General features: G+C 49.6%; 23 protein-coding genes and 1 other annotated feature. Of the genes, 5 read left to right on the top strand and 18 right to left on the bottom strand.

Features of this window, described 5'->3' with window-relative positions:
* The first annotated feature begins 21 nt into the window (after positions 1-21).
* The 3 genes from gndA to P6287_RS12310 all read left to right on the top strand — a co-directional run bounded on the left by gndA (position 22) and on the right by P6287_RS12310 (position 4,155).
* Entirely contained in the window at positions 22-1,431 is a 1,410-nt protein-coding gene (gndA, locus tag P6287_RS12320) for an NADP-dependent phosphogluconate dehydrogenase (RefSeq protein WP_277973790.1), read from the top strand.
* A 122-nt stretch (positions 1,432-1,553) separates the two neighbouring features.
* Positions 1,554-2,609: an acyltransferase gene (locus tag P6287_RS12315; protein ID WP_277973789.1), complete on the top strand. Its 1,056-nt coding sequence runs from the start codon at positions 1,554-1,556 to the stop codon at positions 2,607-2,609.
* Between the two features lie 16 nt (positions 2,610-2,625).
* Positions 2,626-4,155, top strand: a complete 1,530-nt coding sequence (locus P6287_RS12310) for a hypothetical protein (RefSeq protein WP_277973788.1) — start codon at positions 2,626-2,628, stop codon at positions 4,153-4,155.
* A 34-nt stretch (positions 4,156-4,189) separates the two neighbouring features.
* Here P6287_RS12310 and P6287_RS12305 read toward each other — a convergent pair whose 3' ends face one another.
* The 15 genes from P6287_RS12305 to hisL all read right to left on the bottom strand — a co-directional run bounded on the left by P6287_RS12305 (position 4,190) and on the right by hisL (position 17,376).
* Positions 4,190-5,539, bottom strand: coding sequence for an NAD(P)/FAD-dependent oxidoreductase (locus tag P6287_RS12305; protein WP_277973787.1), 1,350 nt, complete (start codon positions 5,537-5,539; stop codon positions 4,190-4,192).
* Positions 5,532-6,500, bottom strand: coding sequence for a lysylphosphatidylglycerol synthase transmembrane domain-containing protein (locus P6287_RS12300; RefSeq protein WP_277973786.1), 969 nt, complete (start codon positions 6,498-6,500; stop codon positions 5,532-5,534). Before P6287_RS12300 ends, P6287_RS12305 begins: the two co-directional genes overlap by 8 nt.
* Positions 6,487-7,440, bottom strand: a complete 954-nt coding sequence (locus tag P6287_RS12295) for a glycosyltransferase family 2 protein (protein WP_277973785.1) — start codon at positions 7,438-7,440, stop codon at positions 6,487-6,489. The genes P6287_RS12300 and P6287_RS12295 overlap by 14 nt, the downstream gene beginning before the upstream one ends.
* Before the next feature lie 44 nt (positions 7,441-7,484).
* Entirely contained in the window at positions 7,485-8,597 is a 1,113-nt protein-coding gene (locus P6287_RS12290) for a succinylglutamate desuccinylase/aspartoacylase family protein (RefSeq protein WP_277973784.1), read from the bottom strand.
* Positions 8,598-8,709: 112 nt separating this feature from the next.
* Positions 8,710-9,507, bottom strand: coding sequence for an ABC transporter substrate-binding protein (locus tag P6287_RS12285; protein WP_277973783.1), 798 nt, complete (start codon positions 9,505-9,507; stop codon positions 8,710-8,712).
* A 67-nt stretch (positions 9,508-9,574) separates the two neighbouring features.
* A complete protein-coding gene (locus tag P6287_RS12280) occupies positions 9,575-10,051 on the bottom strand; it encodes a YbaK/prolyl-tRNA synthetase associated domain-containing protein (protein WP_277973782.1) in 477 nt (158 codons plus the stop codon).
* An 88-nt stretch (positions 10,052-10,139) separates the two neighbouring features.
* The gene (hisIE, locus tag P6287_RS12275; protein WP_101763386.1) at positions 10,140-10,751 is read right to left on the bottom strand and encodes a bifunctional phosphoribosyl-AMP cyclohydrolase/phosphoribosyl-ATP diphosphatase HisIE; all 612 of its coding nucleotides are present in this window, start codon (positions 10,749-10,751) and stop codon (positions 10,140-10,142) included.
* Positions 10,745-11,521 (bottom strand): imidazole glycerol phosphate synthase subunit HisF, encoded by a 777-nt coding sequence (hisF, locus tag P6287_RS12270; RefSeq protein ID WP_101763387.1) that lies wholly within the window; start codon positions 11,519-11,521, stop codon positions 10,745-10,747. The genes hisIE and hisF overlap by 7 nt, the downstream gene beginning before the upstream one ends.
* Positions 11,503-12,240 carry a 1-(5-phosphoribosyl)-5-[(5-phosphoribosylamino)methylideneamino]imidazole-4-carboxamide isomerase gene (gene hisA / locus P6287_RS12265; RefSeq protein WP_192411542.1) on the bottom strand — a complete coding sequence of 246 codons (738 nt, stop codon included), beginning with the start codon at positions 12,238-12,240 and terminating at the stop codon, positions 11,503-11,505. The genes hisF and hisA overlap by 19 nt, the downstream gene beginning before the upstream one ends.
* Positions 12,240-12,830, bottom strand: a complete 591-nt coding sequence (hisH, locus tag P6287_RS12260) for an imidazole glycerol phosphate synthase subunit HisH (protein ID WP_101763389.1) — start codon at positions 12,828-12,830, stop codon at positions 12,240-12,242. Before hisH ends, hisA begins: the two co-directional genes overlap by 1 nt.
* Positions 12,830-13,897: a bifunctional histidinol-phosphatase/imidazoleglycerol-phosphate dehydratase HisB gene (gene hisB, locus P6287_RS12255; protein WP_192233424.1), complete on the bottom strand. Its 1,068-nt coding sequence runs from the start codon at positions 13,895-13,897 to the stop codon at positions 12,830-12,832. Before hisB ends, hisH begins: the two co-directional genes overlap by 1 nt.
* The gene (gene hisC, locus P6287_RS12250) at positions 13,894-14,970 is read right to left on the bottom strand and encodes a histidinol-phosphate transaminase (protein ID WP_061717707.1); all 1,077 of its coding nucleotides are present in this window, start codon (positions 14,968-14,970) and stop codon (positions 13,894-13,896) included. The genes hisB and hisC overlap by 4 nt, the downstream gene beginning before the upstream one ends.
* A complete protein-coding gene (gene hisD / locus P6287_RS12245) occupies positions 14,967-16,274 on the bottom strand; it encodes a histidinol dehydrogenase (RefSeq protein WP_277973781.1) in 1,308 nt (435 codons plus the stop codon). Before hisD ends, hisC begins: the two co-directional genes overlap by 4 nt.
* 4 nt (positions 16,275-16,278) lie before the next feature.
* Complete coding sequence (gene hisG / locus P6287_RS12240) at positions 16,279-17,178, bottom strand: ATP phosphoribosyltransferase (RefSeq protein ID WP_008104821.1); 900 nt, start codon at positions 17,176-17,178, stop codon at positions 16,279-16,281.
* A 53-nt stretch (positions 17,179-17,231) separates the two neighbouring features.
* Positions 17,232-17,353: a sequence feature (His leader region), on the bottom strand.
* Positions 17,329-17,376 (bottom strand): his operon leader peptide, encoded by a 48-nt coding sequence (gene hisL, locus P6287_RS12235; protein ID WP_100396937.1) that lies wholly within the window; start codon positions 17,374-17,376, stop codon positions 17,329-17,331. Its footprint overlaps the feature before it by 25 nt.
* A gap of 176 nt (positions 17,377-17,552) precedes the next feature.
* Here hisL and P6287_RS12230 point away from each other — a divergent pair, with 176 nt between their 5' ends.
* A complete protein-coding gene (locus P6287_RS12230; protein WP_277973780.1) occupies positions 17,553-18,380 on the top strand; it encodes an SDR family oxidoreductase in 828 nt (275 codons plus the stop codon).
* 100 nt (positions 18,381-18,480) lie between these two features.
* On the opposite strand, the gene P6287_RS12225 is transcribed toward P6287_RS12230, so the two are convergent.
* Genes P6287_RS12225 through puuD form a run of 3 tightly spaced genes read right to left on the bottom strand, consistent with a single transcriptional unit; the run spans position 18,481 to position 21,101 of the window.
* Positions 18,481-19,758: an FAD-binding oxidoreductase gene (locus P6287_RS12225; protein ID WP_137386093.1), complete on the bottom strand. Its 1,278-nt coding sequence runs from the start codon at positions 19,756-19,758 to the stop codon at positions 18,481-18,483.
* Between the two features lie 24 nt (positions 19,759-19,782).
* Positions 19,783-20,340, bottom strand: a complete 558-nt coding sequence (gene puuR / locus P6287_RS12220; protein WP_277973779.1) for an HTH-type transcriptional regulator PuuR — start codon at positions 20,338-20,340, stop codon at positions 19,783-19,785.
* Complete coding sequence (puuD, locus tag P6287_RS12215; protein ID WP_277973778.1) at positions 20,337-21,101, bottom strand: gamma-glutamyl-gamma-aminobutyrate hydrolase; 765 nt, start codon at positions 21,099-21,101, stop codon at positions 20,337-20,339. Before puuD ends, puuR begins: the two co-directional genes overlap by 4 nt.
* Before the next feature lie 210 nt (positions 21,102-21,311).
* On the opposite strand from puuD, the gene P6287_RS12210 reads away from it, so the two are divergent.
* Positions 21,312-22,730 carry a glutamine synthetase family protein gene (locus P6287_RS12210; protein WP_192234497.1) on the top strand — a complete coding sequence of 473 codons (1,419 nt, stop codon included), beginning with the start codon at positions 21,312-21,314 and terminating at the stop codon, positions 22,728-22,730.
* Positions 22,731-22,815 lie beyond the last annotated feature (85 nt).

Raw genomic sequence — 22,815 nt, 5'->3', positions numbered from 1 at the left:
TTCTTTAGACAGGAGTTGAAAATGTCCAAGCAACAAATAGGTGTTGTAGGTATGGCAGTAATGGGCCGCAACCTAGCCCTTAACATTGAGAGCCGCGGTTACACTGTTTCTATCTTCAACCGTTCGCGCGAAAAGACCGATGAAGTCATCGCTGAGAACCAGGGCAAGAAACTCGCGCCTTTTTACACTGTAGAAGAGTTCGTTCAATCACTTGAGAAACCGCGCCGCATCCTTCTCATGGTACAGGCAGGTGAAGCTACCGATAAAACCATTGCATCGCTGACTCCGCACTTGGACAAGGGCGACATCCTTATCGATGGTGGAAATACCTTCTATAAAGACACCATCCGTCGTAACAATGAATTGTCTGATCAGGGCTTCAACTTTATCGGTACCGGTGTTTCTGGTGGCGAAGAAGGCGCATTGAAAGGTCCTTCAATCATGCCTGGTGGCCAGAAAGAAGCTTACGAGCTGGTTGCACCAATCCTCGATAAAATCGCTGCACGCGCGGAAGATGGGGAAGCCTGTGTTGCTTACATCGGCCCGAACGGTGCTGGTCACTATGTGAAGATGGTGCATAACGGCATCGAATACGGCGACATGCAGTTGATTGCAGAAGCCTACGCATTGCTGAAAGGAGCATTGGGCCTAAATAATGAAGAGCTCGCTGAAACCTTTACCGAGTGGAACAACGGTGAGCTAAGCAGCTATCTGATCGACATCACCAAAGATATCTTCACTAAGAAAGATGAAGACGGTAAATATCTGGTTGATGTGATTTTGGATGAAGCAGCTAACAAAGGCACTGGTAAATGGACCAGCCAGAGCTCATTGGATCTGGGCGAGCCACTGTCATTGATCACCGAATCAGTGTTTGCGCGCTATTTGTCTTCTCTCAAAACTCAGCGTGTTGCAGCTTCCAAAGTACTCAGCGGCCCGCAGGCAAAAGCCTTTACCGGTGATAAAACTGAGTTCGTAGAAAAAGTGCGCCGTGCATTGTACCTGGGCAAAATCGTTTCATATGCACAAGGCTTCTCTCAGCTGCGTGCAGCTTCTGAAGAAAACAACTGGGATCTGCATTACGGTGAGATTGCTAAAATCTTCCGTGCTGGTTGCATCATCCGTGCTCAGTTCTTGCAGAAAATCACCGATGCATATGCAACAGATTCAAACATCGCCAACCTTCTTTTAGATCCGTACTTCAAGAATATTGCAGATGAATATCAGCAGGCTTTGCGTGATGTTGTTTCTTACGCGATCCAGAATGGTATCCCTACACCTACCTTCTCTGCGGCTATTGCATACTACGATAGCTATCGTTCAGAAGTTCTGCCGGCTAACCTGATTCAGGCTCAACGCGACTATTTCGGTGCACATACTTATAAGCGCATTGATAAAGAGGGTGTATTCCACACCGAGTGGTTGGATTAATTTTCTCAAATTTGATAAAGCCTGTAGGTTTATGCCTATAGGCTTTTTTTTTAATATAAACTTTACATTATCTTCTCGAAAACTTAATATAAAAAATCACATTATAAAATTATGATTACAAAATGGAAATTAGAAAACATAGAATTGAAGCTTTAGATGGGCTAAGGTTTTTCGCTTTCGTCATGGTAATGTTTTATCATTATTTATTTATAGCTCCCCTTCAAGGTTTTATTCCCAGAGAATACGCTATCAATGCATTCTCTTTTGGTGATTTTGGTGTCGATTTGTTTTTTTTGATTAGTGGTTTTGTAATTACGTTATCATCTGAAAATAGAACGCCAAAAAAGTTCATCATTGCAAGGTTGAATAGAATATTTCCCCTTTTTGTGATTTGTGCGTTAATTATTTTCTTTTTCAGTATCTCTTTACCGATGGTAGATCCCAAAGAAAGGTTTATTTCTTTAGTTTTTAGTTTGAGTTTTTACCCCGGTGTTTTTGGAAAAGATTATTTTAGCTCAGTATACTGGACTATAGCTATCGAGGTTACTTTCTATATTTGGGTCTTTATTTTAATGAAGTTAAGATTATGGAATAACTTTAGAAATGAAATATGCTTTGTTTGGTTAGCATTGTCGCTATTAAACAACTTCATAATACATAACACTTTGATATCCAATATCTTTATTACTCATTTTGCTGGGCATTTTGTTATTGGTGTTGTTATATTCGAGCTAAGAACATCTAAAATTCAGCCCAAACATTCTTTGCTTATTCTCATATCTTCAATATTTATCTATAACAATATGATTGGGCATCAAAAATGGATTGATTCTTTTGGAGTTAGTTACGATCATGCTTCACTTTTATTTATGACTTTTTTTATAATAGCATTGGTGTGGATAACATCGCATGTAGAATCTTTAGGGAAATATTATAATTCTATTAAAGTCTTGGGTGCAATGACATATCCATTGTACTTGGTACATGCTGATTTAGGTTTTTGGTCTCACGCAATCTTCGAAAGAAAGATATGGAGTATCTTCCCTATGACTAAACAATATGTTGGTTATCATTTAATGGTTTTTATTGCTATTATTTTATCATTTTTGACTTCCTATTTATTAGTTAAATATATCGATCCACCAATGCAGAAATTACTTAAGAAATGGCAGTCTTGATTTTAAGGAATTAGTCGTGAACCAAAATAATTATTTTTTCTCAAGATGTATTTTAATTTTAGTGTTATTTGTTATTGTTACAGTATTATATTACCCGCAATTTTTTGGTTTTGTTGGAACTGATGGTGGTGTGTATTATGAGGTTGCCAATCGTTTAAAGATTGATGGTGGGCTACATTTATGGAAAAACTATTGGGATCATAAACCTAATCTTACTTATTACCTGATCTACCCATTTACTTTCTTAAGTATAGTTGAAATGGAATCCATAGGTATCAAGTTAGCTTTCCTGACTTATTATATATTAGGTGGAGCAATATCTCTTTTAGCTATTAATATGATTAATGGTAAAAACCAGATTATCTTATTGATATCTTTTGCTATTATATTCCAGTTCTTATTAGGCGATCTTGACCTGGTTTCAAATGGTGTCTTTTTCTCACTGAGTTTATTCTTAGAGTTTTCTGGTTTAGTTTTAGCCTTGTACGGTTCAAAGAAATCGCATCTTTTTTTTTCCGGTATATTCTTGGGCTGTGCTCCATTTTTAAGGCCAACATCTATTATTGCTTGTTTCATTCTAGTCGTATATTTTTTAATAAATTTCATATCTAGAAAGAACAATAACGAAGTGCGAAAATTAGCGAGAGTATTTATAACGATATTTTTTATATCTTTGTTTTTGCTTTTTTTATTGGTCCTTCAATCTGGTAATATTTCAAATTTCTTTGATACATTTATTAAATTCAACTCAACGTATGGCGGTTTTTATAGAAATAAAACATTAATTTCAGATTTTTTCACTCAAAACTACGTTGCATTTTTCTATTTTGCAATTTCCTTTATTTTAATGATTTATTCGTTTTTTGTTTCCAGGAAAAAAAACTCTCTCCTATTAGTTCTTTGGGCGTGTTTAGAAATCATCTCTTTTGTTTATCAACGTAAAATTCAAAGTTTTTATGTTTTTGGTTTTTTGCTTCCTACATTGTTGGTGTTTATAACACTAATAAATGATCAGTTTAATTCAAAAACTCAAAAGTTTATATATTCAGTATTCCTTTGTTTTTGTCTGTTAATTAATCTGAATTCAATATATACGAAATATAAACTCATTCTTGAGGGGAATAATTTTGGAACTCAAGTAAATCAGTTTACATATCTGATTCCTCAGGAAATGGCAAGGTTGTTATGTGGGGAGAAAAATAAAAATATCCTTGTTTATGGTAACCGAGCTCAGCTATACACATTTTCAGAAAAAATGGGCATTTTACCGTATAAATGGCCTGTTTATTTAAATCCACTAGTTGATGGCTCTATATTTTCTGGTGTAGCTAACGAGTTTATGGACGGGCTGCGCAATGACCCTCCTATTTTTATCGTATATTCGGGTGGCCCTGGATGGGATCCGAATATAGATGGGCGGATTTTAAAATTAGAAGAGTTTATTAACGAGCATTATAGAGAAGTGGAGCTCAAACCTAAAGTTTCAAATGAGTACCCCTATAATTACATTTACAGATTATATATTAATAAAAATTGCAGCGCCTGAATTTAAAGTTGCCCCGGTGGGGCAACTTTAATGGTTAAATTAATTCAAGCAGTTCTCTTGCCATAGCCCTTCCTTCTCTAATTGCATAATTAGTACCTCGATCTTCAGGGTAGATCATTGCCATTGAAGATAAATGCAGCCCACCAATCGGATGGTGCTTTTCAGGAATCAATTCACTGTATTTTTTTACAACGATAGGTTGTGACCATTCTTCTTTCCATAAATGATGTTTCACTATGCATGAAGAATCAAAGTCCGGGAACATTCTTTTAATATATGGTAATGAGTATTCAAGGAACTCATCTTTATTTTTTTTATACAGTTCATCACTTACTGGTAGATACTTAGATAGATAAACTATATGCTTTCCTTGATAATTCTCTGGACCTTCAAAATTAGTATGCTCAATGACACCTACAAAAGGAAAAGTTGGGTCATTCACGTTAATCCAATAAAGTGATGATAAAGAACGGTCTAATTCCAATACTAAACAAGTGTTACCGATGTAACTTATTTTATTTAACTTTTTAATATATTCTGGTTCTGCCCAATGTTGGATTAAATTAGCTGTTAGCGGTAAGGGCGTTGTGCAGACGACATGTTTTGCTATAAGTGTTTTATCAGGCACGTTAGACTCAATAATCCATAGGCCCTTTTTTTTTGTTAATTTTTTAATTTTAGAATTGAGTATTAAATCTGAGTTATTATTTGATTCTATGAACTCCAGCATTATTTTTGCAAGAGCAATAAATCCACCTTCAAAATATGCAAGTCTTTCCTCACCACCTTTACCCCGACTTCCACCGCGCAACTTTAATTTGTTCCAAAACCATACAGCTGAAATATCATCAGCATAATGACCAAATTTGCCACGAAGTAGTGGTTCCCATACTGTTTTATAGACTTCTTTACCTCCTAATGAACATAACCACTCTGATGCACTAAGTGTTTCGAGTTCATGCCAGTTTTTAACTCTTCTTGCTCGTAATGCCAAAAGCCCAAGACGTATTCTATTGATCATATTGAGTGGTTTAAATTTTAATAGATCGAATGGTGTCGATAATTTGAAGAAGTTATTGGCAAAGAAAATACCAGTATTTGAAGGGTTAATTTTTACCTTGTCTAGACAACCTAATTCTGATACCAGCTCCATAACGTATTCATCGTTGGTAAACCAATGATGATAGAATCTGTCTAACTTATTTCCTCCAACATCAAAAGCCGATGCCAATCCTCCAATATCACTTTGGGCCTCAACAATTGCGATTTTCAAGTTTTTACGCTGTTTAGTAAGTTCATAAGCGACACTTAGACCCGTGAATCCAGCACCTATAATGACTACGTCATAAACAGAGGTTGTTTGATTATTGGATTCATTACACATTATTTTTACCTTTGAGAATAAGCATAATACCGCCAGCGACTGTAATAGGCAGCCAAATTACAACGTGTACAAGCAGTGCATATGCAGATGCGACAGTTGAATTGTTGCCCGATATTTTCATTGTTTGCGAAACAAAGTAATCGAATGTTCCGAAATAGCCTGGGCTTCCAGGAATTAAAGTTGAAAAAGTACCTATTGGCATTGCAAATAGTGCTGATTCATTATTTATGATTTCTATTATGGATAATGAAGTAATATAAAATACCAAGGCTTCAAATGACCACGCTATTAGTGATAAAACCAGTAGTTTCGAAGTTATCCTCAAAGAGGAAGTATTATTGACTAATGAAGTAAAGTTATTCAGACCTTGTTCAAATCGGTATAGGTTTACGTTTGCTGTTTTTTTCAATAAATTACTCAAGAAATGCAATGTAAATGTATAGACTTGTGGCTTTATTAATAACAATAAAATGCAAAAACAGCCTAACAAAGGTAATTGTTGAGTGATGTTATTAGTGTAAGGTATATTGACAAAAAACAGACTAACCCATAGGAAGAACAGTATGCAAAATAAATCAAGGAATCGTTCGATAACCATACTCGCTAATATTGATGAAGTTGATTTGTTGATTTCCTTGTTATAAAACATAACTCGTGCAATATCACCAGCTCTCAATGGGAGTATGTTATTCATAGCAGTTGTTATGAATATTATTTTCACACATTTGTGGTAGCATATTTTTTCGTTCTTGTATTCGAGCATTATCTCCCAACGTTTTGCACGAAGTAAATATCCAACAAAAAAGAAAATAACTGCTAAAGTTAACGGCAATATTGACGCGTTGGAAATTATCTCATTTAACTCCGCTAATGATAATTTCCCTATTGTTAGATATAGGAAAATCAACGAAATTAAAATGCCTGCAACAAAGCGAAATTTTCTATTATTACTTATTCTCATTTTCGAAACCGTTTTTATTTTTAATTATATATAAAGGCCTTGCCTTTATTTCATTGTAAATACGGCCAATATATTCCCCAAGAATACCAACTGATACCAACTGAACACCTCCAATAAAAAGAACTGCTATCATCAAAGCTGTCCATCCTTCAACCCAATTATTTGTTAAAACACGCATTAAAATTGCATATAAAATACCAAGTAGTGAAATGCTCGCGCAAATAAGACCAATTCCAACGGAAATTTTAAGTGGTTTTGTAGAAAAAGATAAAATACCGTCTAGAGCAAACTTAATCATCTTTCTAAGGGGATATTTACTTTCACCGGCAAAGCGAGGTTGACGATTATATTCGATAGCTATCTGATTAAATCCAACCCAGCTGATCATACCGCGTAAAAATCTATCTTTTTCTGGCATTGACCTTAATACTTCTATAACTTTTTTATCCATAAGGCGGAAGTCACCTGTGTCATGAGGTATTGCCGTATTTGATAGATAATTCAATGATTTATAAAAGTATTTTGCTGTCAATAATTTGAAGTAACTTTCTCCCGCACGTTCTTTTCTTTGACCATATATAACGTCATAGCCGGAATTCCAAATTTTAATCATTTCAATTATGACTTCAGGTGGATCTTGTAAGTCTGCATCGATTAAAACTACTGCATCACCATCAGCTAGATCAATCCCCGCAGATACGGCAATCTGGTGTCCAAAGTTTCGAGAAAAGCAAACTAACTTGATTCCATTCTTATTGATATTGCTGTCGATAATATTAACTGTATTGTCAGTGCTACCATCATCTATGAATAATAACTCAAGGTCATAGTCATTAATCTCTTTTTTTAAGAGAGTTAGCCTGTCAATTGTTACCTGAATACTTTCAGCTTCATTGAAGCAAGGAATAACAATTGAAATTTTTTTCTTTCTTACATTCATTACATAGTCTGCTTAGATTTGTTTTCAACATCAATATGCTTATATTATACCAACAACTCCCCCCGTCTCCCAGCATTCTCCCCAGCCAACCGCACCACCAGCATCCCCGCCGTCACAAACTTGGTCAAATTCCTCGCATACAACACGCCACCAAACTCTGCCACCAGCGGCATCACCTGGTCAGTAATCGGGTCAACAACCTCAGCTACCACTTCCCCAGCCTTAATCCACTCGCCCAAATTACGTCGGTAAAACACCAATCCAGATTGCGCTGCATGAATATACTCACATCCCGCCAGCGCCGTCGCTGGATGAATCAGGGCAGGGGATTCACCCACTTCACCGGCAATATATCCGCCCTCAATCAGTGCATTGATAATCGCGTCAGCATCTTTCTCCGCCATCTCAGGCGATACATCCGCCACACCGCGCAGTTCCAGCGTCACCGGCAGCAAGCCGCGCGGCATCGGATACTCATCACCAAAACGCTCTGCCAATGTTAGCCACGGCTCACAGCAAGCCTCATCAAACGGTTCACCGCCAGATATCTGCGCCAGCAACTGCACTTCACTGCCTAACCAACGCGCCAAAGGTTCAATGTCCGGCCATGCGTGCGGCGTGGTGTAGAGGTGCGGCAGCGCATCCCAGTCACAATGCAGATCAATCATCAAATCGGCCTGGCTCGCCATACGCATCAGCGTAAAGCGCTGGGCATCCAGTTCGGTGCGGGCAATGCGGTCACGATAATGGCGATCAATCGCTTCCCTGATCAGGCGTTTGTTTTCGTATTCACTTTGCGTCAGTGAGCCAGCGAGTTCCTCAACCAAGGCTTCACCCAATGCCGGGAAGCGGCGGTTAAAATCTTGTCCTGATAACGTATGGAAACGCCCCAAATGGCTACCATGCCAATGCTGTCCCATGGCTAAAGGATTCGCCACCGGCACCAATGTGATTTTGGATTTGAGTTGTCCGGCAGATTCCAGCGCCAGCAGTTTCTGTTTCAAGTACCACGCCACCGCCATGCCCGGCAGCTCATCGCCGTGCAATGCAGCCTGAATGTAGACGCGTTGCTGTGAATCCGTACCGAAGTGGAAGCTAACAATTTCGCGTTGCGTGCCCAGCGAGGCGCTTAATAGAGGATGATGTTGTTGTTGCATAACGCTATCGATGTCCTTTATTCATGGCACGCTTTCAGCGACGCCAGATGCATTTTCTGATGGAATTATAGTGCTGAGTGCAAAAAGGGCGGCAAAAAAGCCGCCCAAAAGATTACTGCTGGATGGAGATGTCCGTTGCGAAGTACTGTTTCTGAATTTTATCGAAAGTGCCGTTCTTCTTCAGTTCGGCAAACGCGTTATCCAGTGCGGTTTTCAGTTCGGTGTCGCCTTTACGCAGACCAATCGCGGTGCCCGGACCGATAATTGGGTCCTGCACAATCGGGCCGGCTAATTCGAAATCTTTGCCCTGCGGATGTTTCAGGAAGCCATTTGCGGCTTGAGCGGCATCAGTAAACACCACGTCAAGTCGACCTGAAATCAGGTCGCTTTCTACCTGCGCCTGATCGCCATAAGGCACAACCTGCACGCCATGCGGCTGCCATTTGGCCAACGCATAACGCTCCTGCACGGTGCCTTGCTCAACGCCCACGGTTTTGCCTTTTAGCGATTCAGCAGTTGGCAGCAAGCCAGAACCTTTACGCGCAATCAGCTGCGTATGGGTGTCGTACAGCGGCACGGTGAAATCAATCTGCTTCAGACGTTCTTCGGTGATACCCATATCAGACAGGATGGCGTCGAACTTACGCGCTTTCAGCGCCGGGATCATGCCATCGAACTGGCTCTCCACCCACACGCATTTGGCCTGCATCTGCTCGCATAGCGCATTGCCGAGATCGATATCAAAACCGACCAGTTTGCCCTGTGGCGTTTTGGATTCGAAAGGAGGATAGGTAGGATCAACCGCGAAACGCACCTGATCAATTTTTGCCTGCGCACTAAACGCGCAACCTGCCAGCACAGCCAGCGCCAGCGTGTGACGCAGGCGGGCGGTTAAACGAGAACTTGCCATAATATTCGGTCTTCTTTTGATGTGATGTTGAGTCAGAAAGAGTACCGCTCAGGGCCTGGCAAGGCAATTAGAGGATTATTTTCATCACGTTACCATTATGCAGCGCCTGATAATCCGTTACATTCAGCACTACCGATTGCTCCAGCAATCCGGCATTGAAGGCGATTTCGTCATAGCGTTCAAACAGCAGCGGATCGACCACCAGCTGTAAATCAGGATGGAAGCTAAACGACGGAATAGCCCCGAATACGCAGCCTGTCAGCGTATCCACTTCCGCAGGCGAGGCCAGCGAAGCACGGCGACCGCCAACCGCTGCAGCAACCTTGCTGAGATCCGCTTGCTGATCGGCAGGCAGCACCGCCAGCACATGTTGCTTGATGCCGTTGCCTTTCACATGACACACCAGCGCCTTCGCACCTTGACCCACTTGCGTACCACGAATCGCTGCCACCGCTTCGCACTTGCCGGTCGCTTCATGCTCCATCACGCGATAGCGCGCCTGATGTTGGTCAAGCAGGGCGATTAATTTTTCATGTGTGGTCATGGTGTTTTCCATGCTGATGAATAGCGTAGGGTGCGCATTTATGCGCGCCTGGGACATTGGTCGCCATGAATGGCGACCCTACGAAACGTTATTTATGACGCGCGCGCAGATTATTGATGATGGTGCTCAAATCCAGCTCCTGATCCTGCAGCAGCACCATCAGGTGATAAAGCAGATCCGAAGCTTCATTGGTTAGCTCGTGACGATCGTTAACCGTTGCCGCCAACGCCGTTTCCACGCCTTCTTCCCCCACTTTCTGCGCGATACGCTTGGTGCCGCTGGCATAAAGCTTCGCAGTGTACGAACTCTCAGGGTCGGCGCTTTTGCGCGAAGCCAGCAGCTGCTCGAGCTGATAGAGGAACGTCCAGTCTGGCGCAGCCGGTGAGAAGCAGCTGGAAGTGCCGAGATGGCAGGTTGGGCCAATCGGATTGGCCAGCACCAGCAGCGTGTCGTTGTCGCAGTCCGGGGTAATACTCGCCACTTGCAGGAAATGTCCCGAGGTTTCTCCTTTGGTCCATAAACGGTTTTTGGTGCGTGAGAAGAAGGTGACGTTGCCCTCGCTGAGGGTTTTTTGCAGCGCTTCTTCGTTCATATAACCGTGCATCAGCACTTCGCCGGAAACGTTGTGCTGGACGATAACGGGCATCATGCCCGCGGTTTTGACCCAATCCAGCCTGGCCAGTTGTTCTGCAGTTAACACGCGCGAATCTCCACACCGTTGTCGATCAGGAAGTTTTTCAACTCGCCGATATTGATAATTTGTTTGTGAAACACCGAAGCCGCCAGCGCGCCATCGACGTTCGCCTGCACAAAGGCGTCAAGGAAGTGCGGCATCGTGCCTGCGCCGCCGGAGGCGATCAGCGGCACTTTGCACACATCGCGCACTTTCTTCAGCTGCACCAGATCGTAGCCGTTACGCACGCCATCCTGGTTCATCATGTTGAGTACGATTTCACCCGCGCCCAGCTTCTGCACTTCCTGTACCCAATCCAGAGTTTCCCACGTGGTCACTTTGGTGCGCGCTTCGTCGCCGGTGTACTGATTGACGTGATATTTGCCGCTCACTTCGTCAAACCAGGTATCGATGCCCACTACGATGCACTGCACGCCAAAGCGATCGGCCAGGCGCGTAATCAGCGTCGGATCGGCTAATGCTGGCGAGTTGATGGAAATCTTGTCGGCACCAAACTGCAGAATGCGCGCCGCGTCTTCTTCGCTCTTAATGCCGCCCGCCACGCAGAAAGGAATATCGATCACTTCCGCCACGCGCGACACCCAGCTTTTGTCCACGACGCGGCCATCTGATGAGGCGGTGATATCGTAGAATACCAGCTCGTCCGCACCTTCCTGCGCATAACGCTGCGCCAGCGGCACAATGTCACCGATGATTTCGTGGTTGCGGAACTGAACGCCTTTCACCACTTGCCCGTCACGCACATCGAGACAAGGAATTATCCGTTTTGCCAGCATGCGATTGCCTCCGCCACCGTGAATTTATCTTCCAGTAACGCGCGACCAACGATCACGCCCTGTGCGCCGCTGCCGCGTAACGCCGCGATGTCATCCAGCGAACCGATGCCGCCTGAAGACTGAAAAGCGATGTCCGGGAAGGCCGCAGACACTTCTTTATACAGCGCGACGTTGGATCCGCTCAGCGTACCGTCACGCGAAATGTCAGTGCACAACACATGCTTGAGGCCAACCGGCTGATACCAGCCAATCACCTCTTCCAGCGTCACGCCCGCCGCTTCCTGCCAGCCGCTGATTGCCACCTCTTTGCGGTTGTTGGCATCAATGCGCACATCTAATGCCAGCACAATGGCGTCGGCGCCAAACTCGTTAAACCAGCTTTTGACTTCTTCCGGTTGCTTCACCGCGGTGGAACCGACCACCACGCGCGTGGCACCCGCTGCCAGCAGCGCCGCCACGTCATCGCGATGGCGGATGCCACCACCAACCTGCACCGGCACGGTCACGCCGCGCAGTAAGGTGGTGAGCAGAGGAATCTGACGTTTGGCCGGATCTTTCGCGCCGGTCAAATCCACCAGATGCAGTACTTCAGCACCCTGGCGTTGGTAATCCTGTAAGCGCGGCAGCGGATCACTACCGTAATCGCGCTGCTGGCCGTAATCGCCCTGATGCAGGCGCACCACTTTGCCGTCGATTAAATCTAATGCGGGGATAATCATCACATCTCCAGGAAATTTTTCAGCAGCTGCGCGCCGGCTTTGCCCGAACGCTCCGGGTGGAACTGCACGCCGAAGAAGTTATCTTTCTGCAGGGCAGCGGTGAACGGATAGCCGTAATCGCACTGGGCGATAGTGGCGGCATTCACCGGCATGGCGTAGCTGTGCACGAAGTAGAAGTAGCTGCCATCGGGAATGTCGCGGAACAGATGATGGCCGGCTTTAGCGGTGATCTGGTTCCAGCCCATGTGCGGCAGCGGTAAATCCTGCGTATCCATCAGCGTGACGGGCTCATCAACCAGGCCGAGCGTGGTGACGCCGCCATTCTCATCGCTACCGCGACCGAGCAGCTGCATGCCGAGGCAAATACCGAGCACCGGCTGAGTACAGGCTTTGATTAAGTCGATGAGATCGCGCTCCTGCAGCTGATTCATCGCCGCCTGCGCGGTGCCCACGCCGGGCAGCAGCAGCTTGTCGGCATGCAGCACCACATCCGGGTCGCGGCTCACCTGCGGCGTGTAGCCGAGGCGCTCAATCGCCCACTTCACCGACGACAGGTTGGCGCAGCCGGTATCGAGGATCACCACGTTCATCACAGCACTCCTTTCGAGCTCGGCAAGGTGTTGCCTTCCACGCGAATCGCCTGGCGCAGCGTGCGGCCAAAGGCTTTGAACAGGCTTTCCACACGATGGTGATCGTTGCGGCCTTTGGTTTTCAGGTGCAGCGTGCTCATCATGGCGTAGGAGAGGGAGCTGAAGAAGTGCTCGACCATCTCGGTGCTGAGATCGCCGACACGCTGGTAGCTGAACTCGGCTTTGAATTCGATGTGCGGACGGCCGGAGATATCCAGCGCGCAGCGAGCCAGGCACTCATCCATGGGCAGCACAAAGCCGAAGCGGCCGATGCCACGTTTGTCGCCCAGCGCTTTCAGCAGCGCTTCGCCGAGCGCCAGACCGGTATCTTCCACGGTGTGGTGATCGTCGATGTAGAGATCGCCTTTCACATCAATGTTCATGCGAAAGCCGCCGTGCACCGCAATCTGGTCCAGCATGTGATCGAAGAAGCCGACGCCGGTGTTAATTTTGCTGCCGCCTTCACGATCCAGCCACACTTCGACTTTAATCTGCGTCTCTTTGGTGTTGCGTTGCACCAGCGCGTAACGATCGCGCTGGGTCAGGCGCGCCTGAATCGCATCCCAATCTTCGCCTTCCGCGCCGTAACGCAGGCCCTGAATGCCCATGTTCTGCGCCAGCTGGATATCGGTGAGACGATCGCCAATCACGTAGCTGTTGGCGGTATCGAGCGCACCGGCGGCCAGCCAGGCTTCCACCATTTTGGTCTTTGGCTTGCGGCAATCGCAGTTATCTTCCGGCATATGCGGGCAGATCAGGATGTCGCTGAAATTCACGCCTTGTGAGCGGAGAATCTGCATCATCAGGTTGTGCGGGCCGTCAAAATCGGCCTGCGGGAAGCTGTCGGTGCCGAGGCCATCCTGATTGGTGATCATCACCAGCTGATAGCCCGCTGCCTGCAACGCCAGCAGCGCCGGAATGGCGTTCTTCTCAAACGCCAGTTTCTCCATGCGATCCACCTGATAATCAGTGGGTGGCTCAGAAATGATGGTGCCGTCGCGGTCGATAAAAAGGATCTTCTGACTCATGCTTGCTCCACTGATAAGGCTTGCAGCGCGGCGATCAGGCGCTCGCACTCTTCACGGGTGCCGATGGAGATGCGCAGGCATCCCGCAAGGCCGGGGTTTTTATTTTGGTCGCGCAGAATAATGCCTTGATCCCACAGCGTTTTAAACACTTTTGGCGAATCAGTGAAGCGCGCCAGAATATAGTTGGTTTCACTCGGGAACACCTGCTGCACTACGCTAATCTGCGGCAACTGCTCAAACAGCCAGGCACGATTGGCGTTCAACTCGGCAACGTGTTGACGCATCAGCGCAATGCCTTGTTCGCTCAGCGCTTGCCCAGCCACATCCGCCACCGGCGTCGCCAGCGGATAGGGCGCAATCACCTTCATCAGCAGATCGATCACCGGCTTGTTCGCCAGAGTGAAGCCGCAGCGCAAACCGGCCAGCGCGAAGGCTTTGGACAGCGTGCGCAGAATCACTAAGTGCGGATATTCCTGCAGCCATCCCGCCAGCGTCGCGTCCGGGCAGAACTCGATATAGGCTTCATCGGCCACCACCAGCGCTTTACCGGCGGTCATCGCCAGCAGCGCGCGGATATCATCCTGATTAATCAGGTTGCCGGTCGGATTATTTGGGCTGCACATATAGACAACTTTCACGCCGTCGAGCTGGTCAGCAATCGCCGGCAAGTTCAGCTGCCAGTCATCAAGTGCCGCTACGGTGCGGTATTCAATGCCGATGGTTTCGGCGCTGACGCTGTACATGCCGTAGGTTGGCGGGCAGAACAGAATCGCATCTTTGCCCGGCTCACAAAACGCGCGCATCAGCAGTTCGATACCTTCATCCGCACCGCGGCTGACCAGAACCTGCTCCGGCGTCAAACCGGCGTAAGCGGCATAGCGCTCAATGACAATCTTTGGCTGGCATTCCGGATAGCGGTTCAGCGTCTGCTGCGACAGCTCAAACGGCACCGGCAGCGGGAATTCGTTGGCATTCAGCCACACATCACCGTTACCACCCAGACGACGCGCCGATTGATACGGCGTCAACGCTCGCACGTTGGCGCGCGCTAACTCTTCAATATTCAGGCTCATGCTTGCTCCTTTAGCGCGGCAACACGCAGGGTAACGGCATTTTTGTGGGCTTCCAGCTGCTCGGCGGCGGCCAGCGTTTCAATCGTCGCGGCAAGATTGAGGAAGCCTTGCGGCGTCAGCTCTTGCACCGTCATACGTTTCTGGAAATCGGCCAGGCCAAGGCTGGAACAGGTCGCGGTGTAGCCGTAGGTCGGCAGCACGTGGTTAGTGCCGGACGCGTAATCGCCCGCCGATTCCGGGGACCAGTCGCCAAGGAATACCGAACCGGCGCTGGTGATGCTTTCGACCAGATCGCGCGGCTGACGCGTCTGAATGATCAGGTGCTCCGGGCCGTACAGGTTGGAGATCTCGATGCACTGCTCCAAATCGCGCAGCACAATCAGGCGGCTGCTCGCTAACGCCTGACGCGCGGTAGCCGCACGCGGCAGCTGCGCCAGTTGCTCTTCAACCGCTTGCGCCACGCCTTCGGCCAGTTGCAGCGATGGCGTCAGCAGAATTACCTGCGAATCCGGGCCGTGTTCCGCCTGCGACAGCAAATCAGATGCCACGAATGCGGGCGTGGCGCCTTCATCGGCGATCACCAGCACTTCCGATGGACCGGCTGGCATATCAATTGCCGCGCCATCTAAACGCTGGCTAACCTGACGTTTGGCTTCGGTGACGTAGGCGTTGCCAGGGCCAAAAATTTTGTCCACTTTCGGCACGGTTTCGGTGCCGAAGGCGAGGGCGGCGATGGCTTGTGAACCGCCCACCTGAAACACCTCTTTCACGCCACACAGCTGTGCCGCGTAAAGAATTTCATCGGCAATTGGCGGCGGCGAGCACAGCACCACGCGACCGCAACCGGCGATGCGTGCCGGTGTCGCCAGCATCAATACGGTTGAGAACAGCGGGGCGGAACCGCCAGGAATGTACAAACCCACCGATTTCACCGGACGGGTAATCTGCTGGCAGCGCACACCAGGCTGGGTTTCCACATCCACTTCCGCCAGAACCTGCGCGTTGTGGAAAGTCTCGATATTACTCACGGCCACGGCCATCGCCTGCTTCAGTGTGTCACTCAAACGATCGCTGGCCGCTTGCATCTCTTCAGCGCTGACGCGCAGGTTATCCACCTGCGCTTTATCGAAGCGCGCGCTAAATTCACGCAGCGCCGTATCGCCGCTCTCTTTCACATTAACTAACACGTCGCGCACGATCTGGCTGATAGTTTCTGAAGCCGAAATCGCCGGACGCATCAGCAGCGCTTGCTGCTGCTCTGCGCTGCATTGCTGCCAATCAATGGGTGTCATCAGCGTGCTCATCGTATTACTCCAACATTTTTTCAATTGGCAGCACGAGGATCGAGCTGGCACCCAGCGACTTCAACTTTTCCATGGTTTCCCAGAACAGCGTTTCGCTGCTCACCATGTGCATCGCCACGCGGCTCACATCGCCGGCCAGCGGCAGCACGGTTGGACGCTCAGCGCCCGGCAGCAGCGCAATCACTTCATCCAGGCGCTCGCTTGGCGCGTGCAGCATGATGTATTTGGATTCACGCGCTTTAATTACGCCCTGAATACGCGTCATCATTTTGTCGACCAGCTCTTGCTTGGCGGCCGGCAGTTCGCCATCGCGCTGAATCAGCACCGCTTTAGAGCGGTAGATCACTTCCACTTCGCGCAGGCCGTTGGCTTCCAGCGTGGCACCGGTTGAAACCAGGTCACAAATCGCATCGGCCAGACCCGCGCGTGGTGCGACTTCAACCGATCCGTTCAGCAGGCAGGATTTAAAGGCGACGCCTTGTTTATCGAGGTATTTCTTCAGCAGGTGTGGATAAGAGGTGGCGATGCGTGCGTTATTCAGGCATTGCGGGCCGGTGTACTCTTCATCAACCGGCATCGCCAGCGACAGGCGACAACCGCCGAAATCCAGACGACGCAGCGTGAAGTAACGCGGATCTTCGCCCTGAGCACGGCGATTCAGCAGCTCCTCTTCCAGCACGTTTTCACCGACGATACCGAGATCGACCACGCCATCCATTACCAGGCCAGGGATATCGTCATCGCGCACACGCAGGATGTCGATCGGCATGTTCTCCGCAAACGCAATCAGACGCTGCTGCTGAAGGTTAATTTTGATACCGCAGCGTGCCAGCAGTTCGCGTGATTCATCACTTAAACGGCCAGATTTCTGCATAGCTATGCGAATACGGGTGTTATCTAACATGGTTCCTGTCCTCTTATTCAATCCTGTCTGAACGTGTTGGTTGGCGTTCGCCCATAAAAAAACCCCCGGAAGATGATCTTCCGGGGGCTCTCTTTGCGTTCGCACCACTGGAAGATCCTAATCGTCTCCCAGCACACATCGCCTGAAAGACTAGTCAGGGTGATGGTGATGATGGTGGTTGAACTGAACGCGTGTCATAGTAAATTCCGTTGCTGAATGAGTATTCATTTGCGTGCTGAATAACCTAACGAAGATGGTGACAATTGGCAACCCTTTTTTAACCGTCAATTTCCGGAATCTCCCGAAACAGTTTGCGCTGGTTTGGCACATCTACCCGCACTAAGATGAAGTGTGAGCCCATAGCAGGAGTCGATATGAAAAAGGTCGCGATTGTAGGTCTGGGATGGCTGGGTATGCCGCTGGCGATGGCGCTAACGGCACGCGGCTGGCAGGTCACCGGCAGTAAAACCTCGCCGGATGGCGTGGACGCCGCACGCCGCTGTGGCATTGAAGCCTTCCAGCTGGTGCTGACCCCCGAACTGGAGTGTGAAGCCGAAGAGTTAGATACGCTGATGGCAGTCGATGCGCTGGTGGTGACGTTACCTGCCAGCCGCACGGTGAAAGGCGGTGAAGATTACATGCAGGCGGTGCAGAACGTGGTGGATACCGCGCTGGCGAAGAAAGTGCCGCGCATTATTTTCACCAGCTCAACCTCAGTGTACGGCAGCGGTGAGGGCGTAATGAAAGAGAGCAGTCCGCTGCAGCCGGAAACCGTCGCCGGCAAGACGTTAGTGGAGCTGGAGAACTGGCTGCACGATCTGCCCGGTACCAGCGTAGACATTGTGCGTCTCGCGGGATTAGTGGGGCCGAATCGTCATCCGGGGCGTTTTCTTGCGGGCAAAACCGGGCTGGAAAACGGCGGTCATGCGGTCAATCTGGTGCATCTCGATGATGTGGTGGATGCGATTGTGCTGCTGTTGCAAACCCCGAAAGGCGGGCATGTTTACAATTTGTGTGCCTCGAAACATCCGTCGCGCGACAGTTTCTATCCCAGCGTTTCGAAGCAGCTGGGGCTTGAGCCACCGACGTTTGTCGCTGAGCCGGAGCGTTCTAACGGCAAGGTGATTGATGGCTCGAAGATCGCGAGTGAGCTGGGGTTTGAGTATACGTATGATGACCCGATGAAAATGCCGCTGGAGTGATTTCCCCTCACCCTAACCCTCTCCCGCAGGCGGGCGAGGGAATCTTTTGCTCCCTCTCCCGTAGCAGAGGGCCGGGGTGAGGGCATCAGCGCGCAGCAGATTAAACCCCAAACCGATCCCTTAACGCATACCACGCCGCTCCCATCGCGGTAAGCGGCACCTTAAACCGTCTCCCACCTGGAAACGGCAGATGCGGCAATTTTGCGAACGCATCAAATCTCTCGGCATGCCCACGCAGCACTTCAGCAATCAACTTCCCTGAAAGATGGGTACAGGTCACGCCGTGTCCGCTGTCGCCCTGCATAAAGAACGCATTCTTCTCCACCTGCCCAAACTGCGGCATGCGCGATAGCGTGAGCAGGAAATTGCCGCTCCAGCGGTGGCTGATTTTGATGTCACGCAGCTGCGGAAAGGTGCGCAGCAGCTTAGGGCGAATCAGCGCTTCGATATCATCCGGCTCGCGTGCGCCATACACTACGCCGCCGCCGTAGAGCAGGCGGTTATCGGCGGTGAGGCGGAAGTAGTCGAGCAGATAGTTACAATCTTCAACGCAGTAATTGTTCGGCAGCAAACCCAGCGCCTGATCGCGCGTTAAAGGTTCGGTGGTGACGATCTGCGAACCGCACGGCATGCTTTTGCCTGTCAGGCGCGGTTCAAGCTGTGACGGCAAATAAGCGTTACCGGCAAAAATCACGAAAGTGGCGCTGACTTCGCCCTTAGCAGTTTTTATGCGATGCGGTGCGCCGTATTTCACTTCAATCGCCGCCGACTGCTCATAAATGCGCCCGCCGTGACGACGAATCGCTTCGGCTTCGCCCAATGCGAGATTAAGCGGATGCAGATGCCCACCGCGCTTATCGAGTAAGCCGCCGACGTAGCGATCGGTCGCCACTTCGCGCCGAATACCGCGTTCGTCGAGCAGCTCTAAATCGTGATTGCCGTAGCGTGCCCAAAGGGCTTTTTGGCTGCGCAGATGGCCCATTTGCCGCTGATTCAGTGCGGCGAAAATGCCGCCGGGGCGATAGTCGCAGGCGATAGCGTAACGGTCGATGCGGTCGCGAATGATCTCCGCGCCTTCAAACATCATGCTGCCAAGCATTTGTGCGGTCTGTTTGCCGTAGCGCTGCTCAATCACATCCACGTCGCGGCTGTAGGAGTTGACGACCTGGCCGCCATTGCGGCCGCTGGCGCCAAAGCCGATTTTCGCCGCTTCAAGCAGCACCACGTCGTAACCGGCTTCGGTGAGAAACAGCGCGGACGAGAGCCCGGTAAAGCCGCCGCCAATGATGCAGACATCGCACTGCACTGACTCTTGCAGCTCCGGCCACGGCTCATGGGCGTTGGCGGTAGCGGCGTAATAACTTCCCACATGTTGCATGACATCCTCCTTAAGCGCGAAACCTTAGAAATTGGCGGGCGTATGCGCGCTAACAATGCGACACGGCTGATCTGAGGTATTGGTAAAACTGTGCGGCAAGCCGGTATCAATCACATAGCTTTCACCGCGATAGAGATGGTAACTCTGGCCGTTGACCACCAGCATGATTTCCCCTTCCAGCACGGTGCCGGTTTCCTCGCCGGGATGGCGTAACTTCTCGCCGGTGCTGGCGCCGGGTTCATAACGCTCCAGTAGCATCGCCAGCGCGCGTCGTGCGGCACCGTTATCGATCAGCATCAGCGATACGCCAAGGCTGCCGATCTCCACGCACTCTTCCGGGCGCACAATCACCCGCGGCGTGGCATTGATTTTGGGTTCGGAGAAAAACTCTGAGAGCGAAAGCCCGTAAACTTTCAGCAGCTTCTGTAAGGTGCTGACGGCCGGGCTCACTTTGTCCTGTTCAATGGTGCTAATGGCGCTGTGCGTTAAACCTGATAACTCAGCGACGCGACGCTGAGACAATCCCAACTCCTGCCGGATCTGCGATAAGCGACGTCCGGGTGCCAGAGTGGCATCATTCATGGCTGTTTTTCCTTGTGATAACAGACCGCGGCGTGGATAAAGGCCTCAAACAGACGGCGCGAGACCGGATCACGTTCGGAGTGCCATTCCGGATGCCATTGCACCGCAAGGGCGAAAGGGTGCTTTGGCAGGCTTACGGCTTCAACCAGCCCGTCAGGCGCGCGTGCTTCGATACGCAGCTGTGGACCGGTTTCGCGGATGCCTTGCCCGTGCAGCGAGTTGACCGCAAAAGGTTCGGCGCTGCCGAGCAGTTGGCTCAGCATGCCATCCACTTCTGGCTGCACAGTATGTGCCGGCGCGTATTGCTCATCCAGCGGCAGCGCGTCATTTTCACGGTGCTCCTGAAACAGATGTGTCATATGCAGCTGGCGATGCAGCGCACCGCCATTAGCGACCACCAGCTCCTGCAAACCGCGACAGATACCGAACATCGGCATCTTTTTACCCATCGCATGGGTGATGAGCCCAAAGGCGAGGCGATCGCGCGCCGGATCGGCATGCGCCTCTATACCGTCTGCGCCATAATGCCAGGGCTCGATGTTGCTGGGGCTGCCGGTCAGCAAAATGCCATCCAGCACGGTCATACTGTTTTCTAATAGATGAGGTGCCTGCATCAGTTGATGCGGCAAGGGCAGCGGCACGCCACCGGCAAGCACGATAGCGTCGAGATATTTGTTGTGAACGGTTTGCCCTGCGTGGCTGCCAATAAAATTCTGGCACATCACTACGCCAATCAAGGGCTTGTCAAAAATAATGCCCATAACGTCTCCGCGTTGCTGTTCAATATTTTCGCCGAAAATGCGCGGCTGGCCTTAAAAGTGTGCAATATTTTGTCAATCTAGCAACCGATCGTTCATTCCTCAAACAGAATTGTTACATTTGCACACTTTTTGCGTTAGCGCTATGTTAATGGAGTGGCTGTTATTTTGAGCATTGCGCGCACCAATATTAAACGGTAAAGGGCGGGTGGGATCATGACGAACCTCGTAGAAGTAGAAGACTTCACGCGACACAGTGAAGAGAAGCGAACAAGCGCGTTCCAGCTGGAGGTCAAAACCTGGCTGGAACGCCATCCTGAAACGCAGTATGTCGATATTCTTCTTAATGATTTAAATGGGGTATTTCGCGGTAAACGCATTCCCATCTCCGCATTGGCAAAACTGGAAAAAGGGTGTTACTTCCCGGCCTCGGTTTTCGCTATGGATATTCTCGGTAACACCGTCGAAGACGCCGGACTGGGTCAGTCACTGGGCGAACCCGACCACCTCTGCATGCCGGTGCCCGGCACCTTAATTCCTTCTGCCGCCGATCCCACGCACATCGCTCAGCTGTTGCTGACCATGTGTAACCAAGATGGCACTCCCTTTGACGTTGAACCCCGTAATGTCCTCAATCGACTGTGGCAACAGCTGCGTAATCGAGGATTGTTCCCGGTGGTAGCGGTAGAGCTGGAGTTCTATCTGGTGGATAAAAAGCGTGATGCGGAGGGCTTCATTCAGCCGCCGTGCTCGCCGGGCAGTGACGAACGCAATATGCAGAGCCAGGTGTATTCGGTGGATAACCTTGATCACTTCGCCGACGTACTGCGGGACATCGACCATCTGGCCAAGCTGCAAGGCATTCCCGCCGATGGCGCGCTGGCGGAAGCCTCGCCCGGCCAGTTCGAAATCAACCTGCATCACACACGTGACGTGTTAAAAGCCTGCGATCACGCTATTCAGCTGAAACGGCTGGTGCGTCAGGTGGCGGAAAATCACGGCATGACCGCCACTTTCATGGCCAAGCCTTATGAAGAGTACGCAGGCAGCGGCATGCATGTGCACATCAGCATGCTGGATGCCGCCGATCACAACGCCTTTGCGCTTGATGACGGCAGCGATTCACCGCTGATGAAACGGGCGCTGGCGGGCATGATCGATTTAATGCCGGCTTCAATGGCGTTGCTGGCGCCGAATGTGAACGCTTATCGCCGCTTCCTGCCGGAAGCCTATGTACCGCTACAGGCGTCATGGGGACACAACAACCGCACGGTTGCGCTGCGTGTGCCTTGTGGCGATGCGGATAACCATCGCATCGAGTATCGCGTGGCCGGTGCGGATGCAAATCCCTATCTGGTGGTGTCAACAATTCTTGCCGGTATTTTGCACGGTCTGGATAATCAGCTACCTTTACCGCATGCGGTGCAGGGCAATGGACATGAAGCAGAAGGGCTGGCATTACCGATTCGGCAGAGTGATGCACTGTATGAATTCGAGAATAGCTATCCGCTGCAAAAGCTGCTGGGCGAGCGTTTTAGTGGGGTGTGGCACAGCTGCAAACAGTACGAACTGATGCAGTTTGAGCGCTTAATCACCTCGACGGAAATCGACTGGATGCTCAAGAACGCCTGAGTGCCGGAAGAATTGATCTAACGTCTTGTGCCGATGGCATAAGTTGGGGCAAAATACGCGCCCTGCAAAATGAGAACTAACCGAC

Origin of the sequence: Pantoea sp. X85, assembly GCF_029623675.1 — a bacterium.
Lineage (GTDB): Bacteria > Pseudomonadota > Gammaproteobacteria > Enterobacterales > Enterobacteriaceae > Pantoea > Pantoea leporis.
Note: the sequence above shows the minus strand (reverse complement) of the source record. Positions and strands in the feature narration are given on the sequence as shown.

Coding starts and splice junctions, on each gene's coding strand:
- gndA (WP_277973790.1), top strand. CDS start 22: ATGTCCAAGCAACAAATAGGTGTTGTAGGTATGGCAGTAATGGGCCGC.
- P6287_RS12315 (WP_277973789.1), top strand. CDS start 1,554: ATGGAAATTAGAAAACATAGAATTGAAGCTTTAGATGGGCTAAGGTTT.
- P6287_RS12305 (WP_277973787.1), bottom strand. CDS start 5,539: ATGTGTAATGAATCCAATAATCAAACAACCTCTGTTTATGACGTAGTC.
- P6287_RS12300 (WP_277973786.1), bottom strand. CDS start 6,500: ATGAGAATAAGTAATAATAGAAAATTTCGCTTTGTTGCAGGCATTTTA.
- P6287_RS12295 (WP_277973785.1), bottom strand. CDS start 7,440: ATGAATGTAAGAAAGAAAAAAATTTCAATTGTTATTCCTTGCTTCAAT.
- P6287_RS12290 (WP_277973784.1), bottom strand. CDS start 8,597: ATGCAACAACAACATCATCCTCTATTAAGCGCCTCGCTGGGCACGCAA.
- P6287_RS12285 (WP_277973783.1), bottom strand. CDS start 9,507: ATGGCAAGTTCTCGTTTAACCGCCCGCCTGCGTCACACGCTGGCGCTG.
- P6287_RS12280 (WP_277973782.1), bottom strand. CDS start 10,051: ATGACCACACATGAAAAATTAATCGCCCTGCTTGACCAACATCAGGCG.
- hisF (WP_101763387.1), bottom strand. CDS start 11,521: ATGCTGGCAAAACGGATAATTCCTTGTCTCGATGTGCGTGACGGGCAA.
- hisA (WP_192411542.1), bottom strand. CDS start 12,240: ATGATTATCCCCGCATTAGATTTAATCGACGGCAAAGTGGTGCGCCTG.
- hisH (WP_101763389.1), bottom strand. CDS start 12,830: ATGAACGTGGTGATCCTCGATACCGGCTGCGCCAACCTGTCGTCGGTG.
- hisB (WP_192233424.1), bottom strand. CDS start 13,897: ATGAGTCAGAAGATCCTTTTTATCGACCGCGACGGCACCATCATTTCT.
- hisC (WP_061717707.1), bottom strand. CDS start 14,970: ATGAGCCTGAATATTGAAGAGTTAGCGCGCGCCAACGTGCGAGCGTTG.
- hisD (WP_277973781.1), bottom strand. CDS start 16,274: ATGAGCACGCTGATGACACCCATTGATTGGCAGCAATGCAGCGCAGAG.
- hisG (WP_008104821.1), bottom strand. CDS start 17,178: ATGTTAGATAACACCCGTATTCGCATAGCTATGCAGAAATCTGGCCGT.
- P6287_RS12230 (WP_277973780.1), top strand. CDS start 17,553: ATGAAAAAGGTCGCGATTGTAGGTCTGGGATGGCTGGGTATGCCGCTG.
- P6287_RS12225 (WP_137386093.1), bottom strand. CDS start 19,758: ATGCAACATGTGGGAAGTTATTACGCCGCTACCGCCAACGCCCATGAG.
- puuR (WP_277973779.1), bottom strand. CDS start 20,340: ATGAATGATGCCACTCTGGCACCCGGACGTCGCTTATCGCAGATCCGG.
- puuD (WP_277973778.1), bottom strand. CDS start 21,101: ATGGGCATTATTTTTGACAAGCCCTTGATTGGCGTAGTGATGTGCCAG.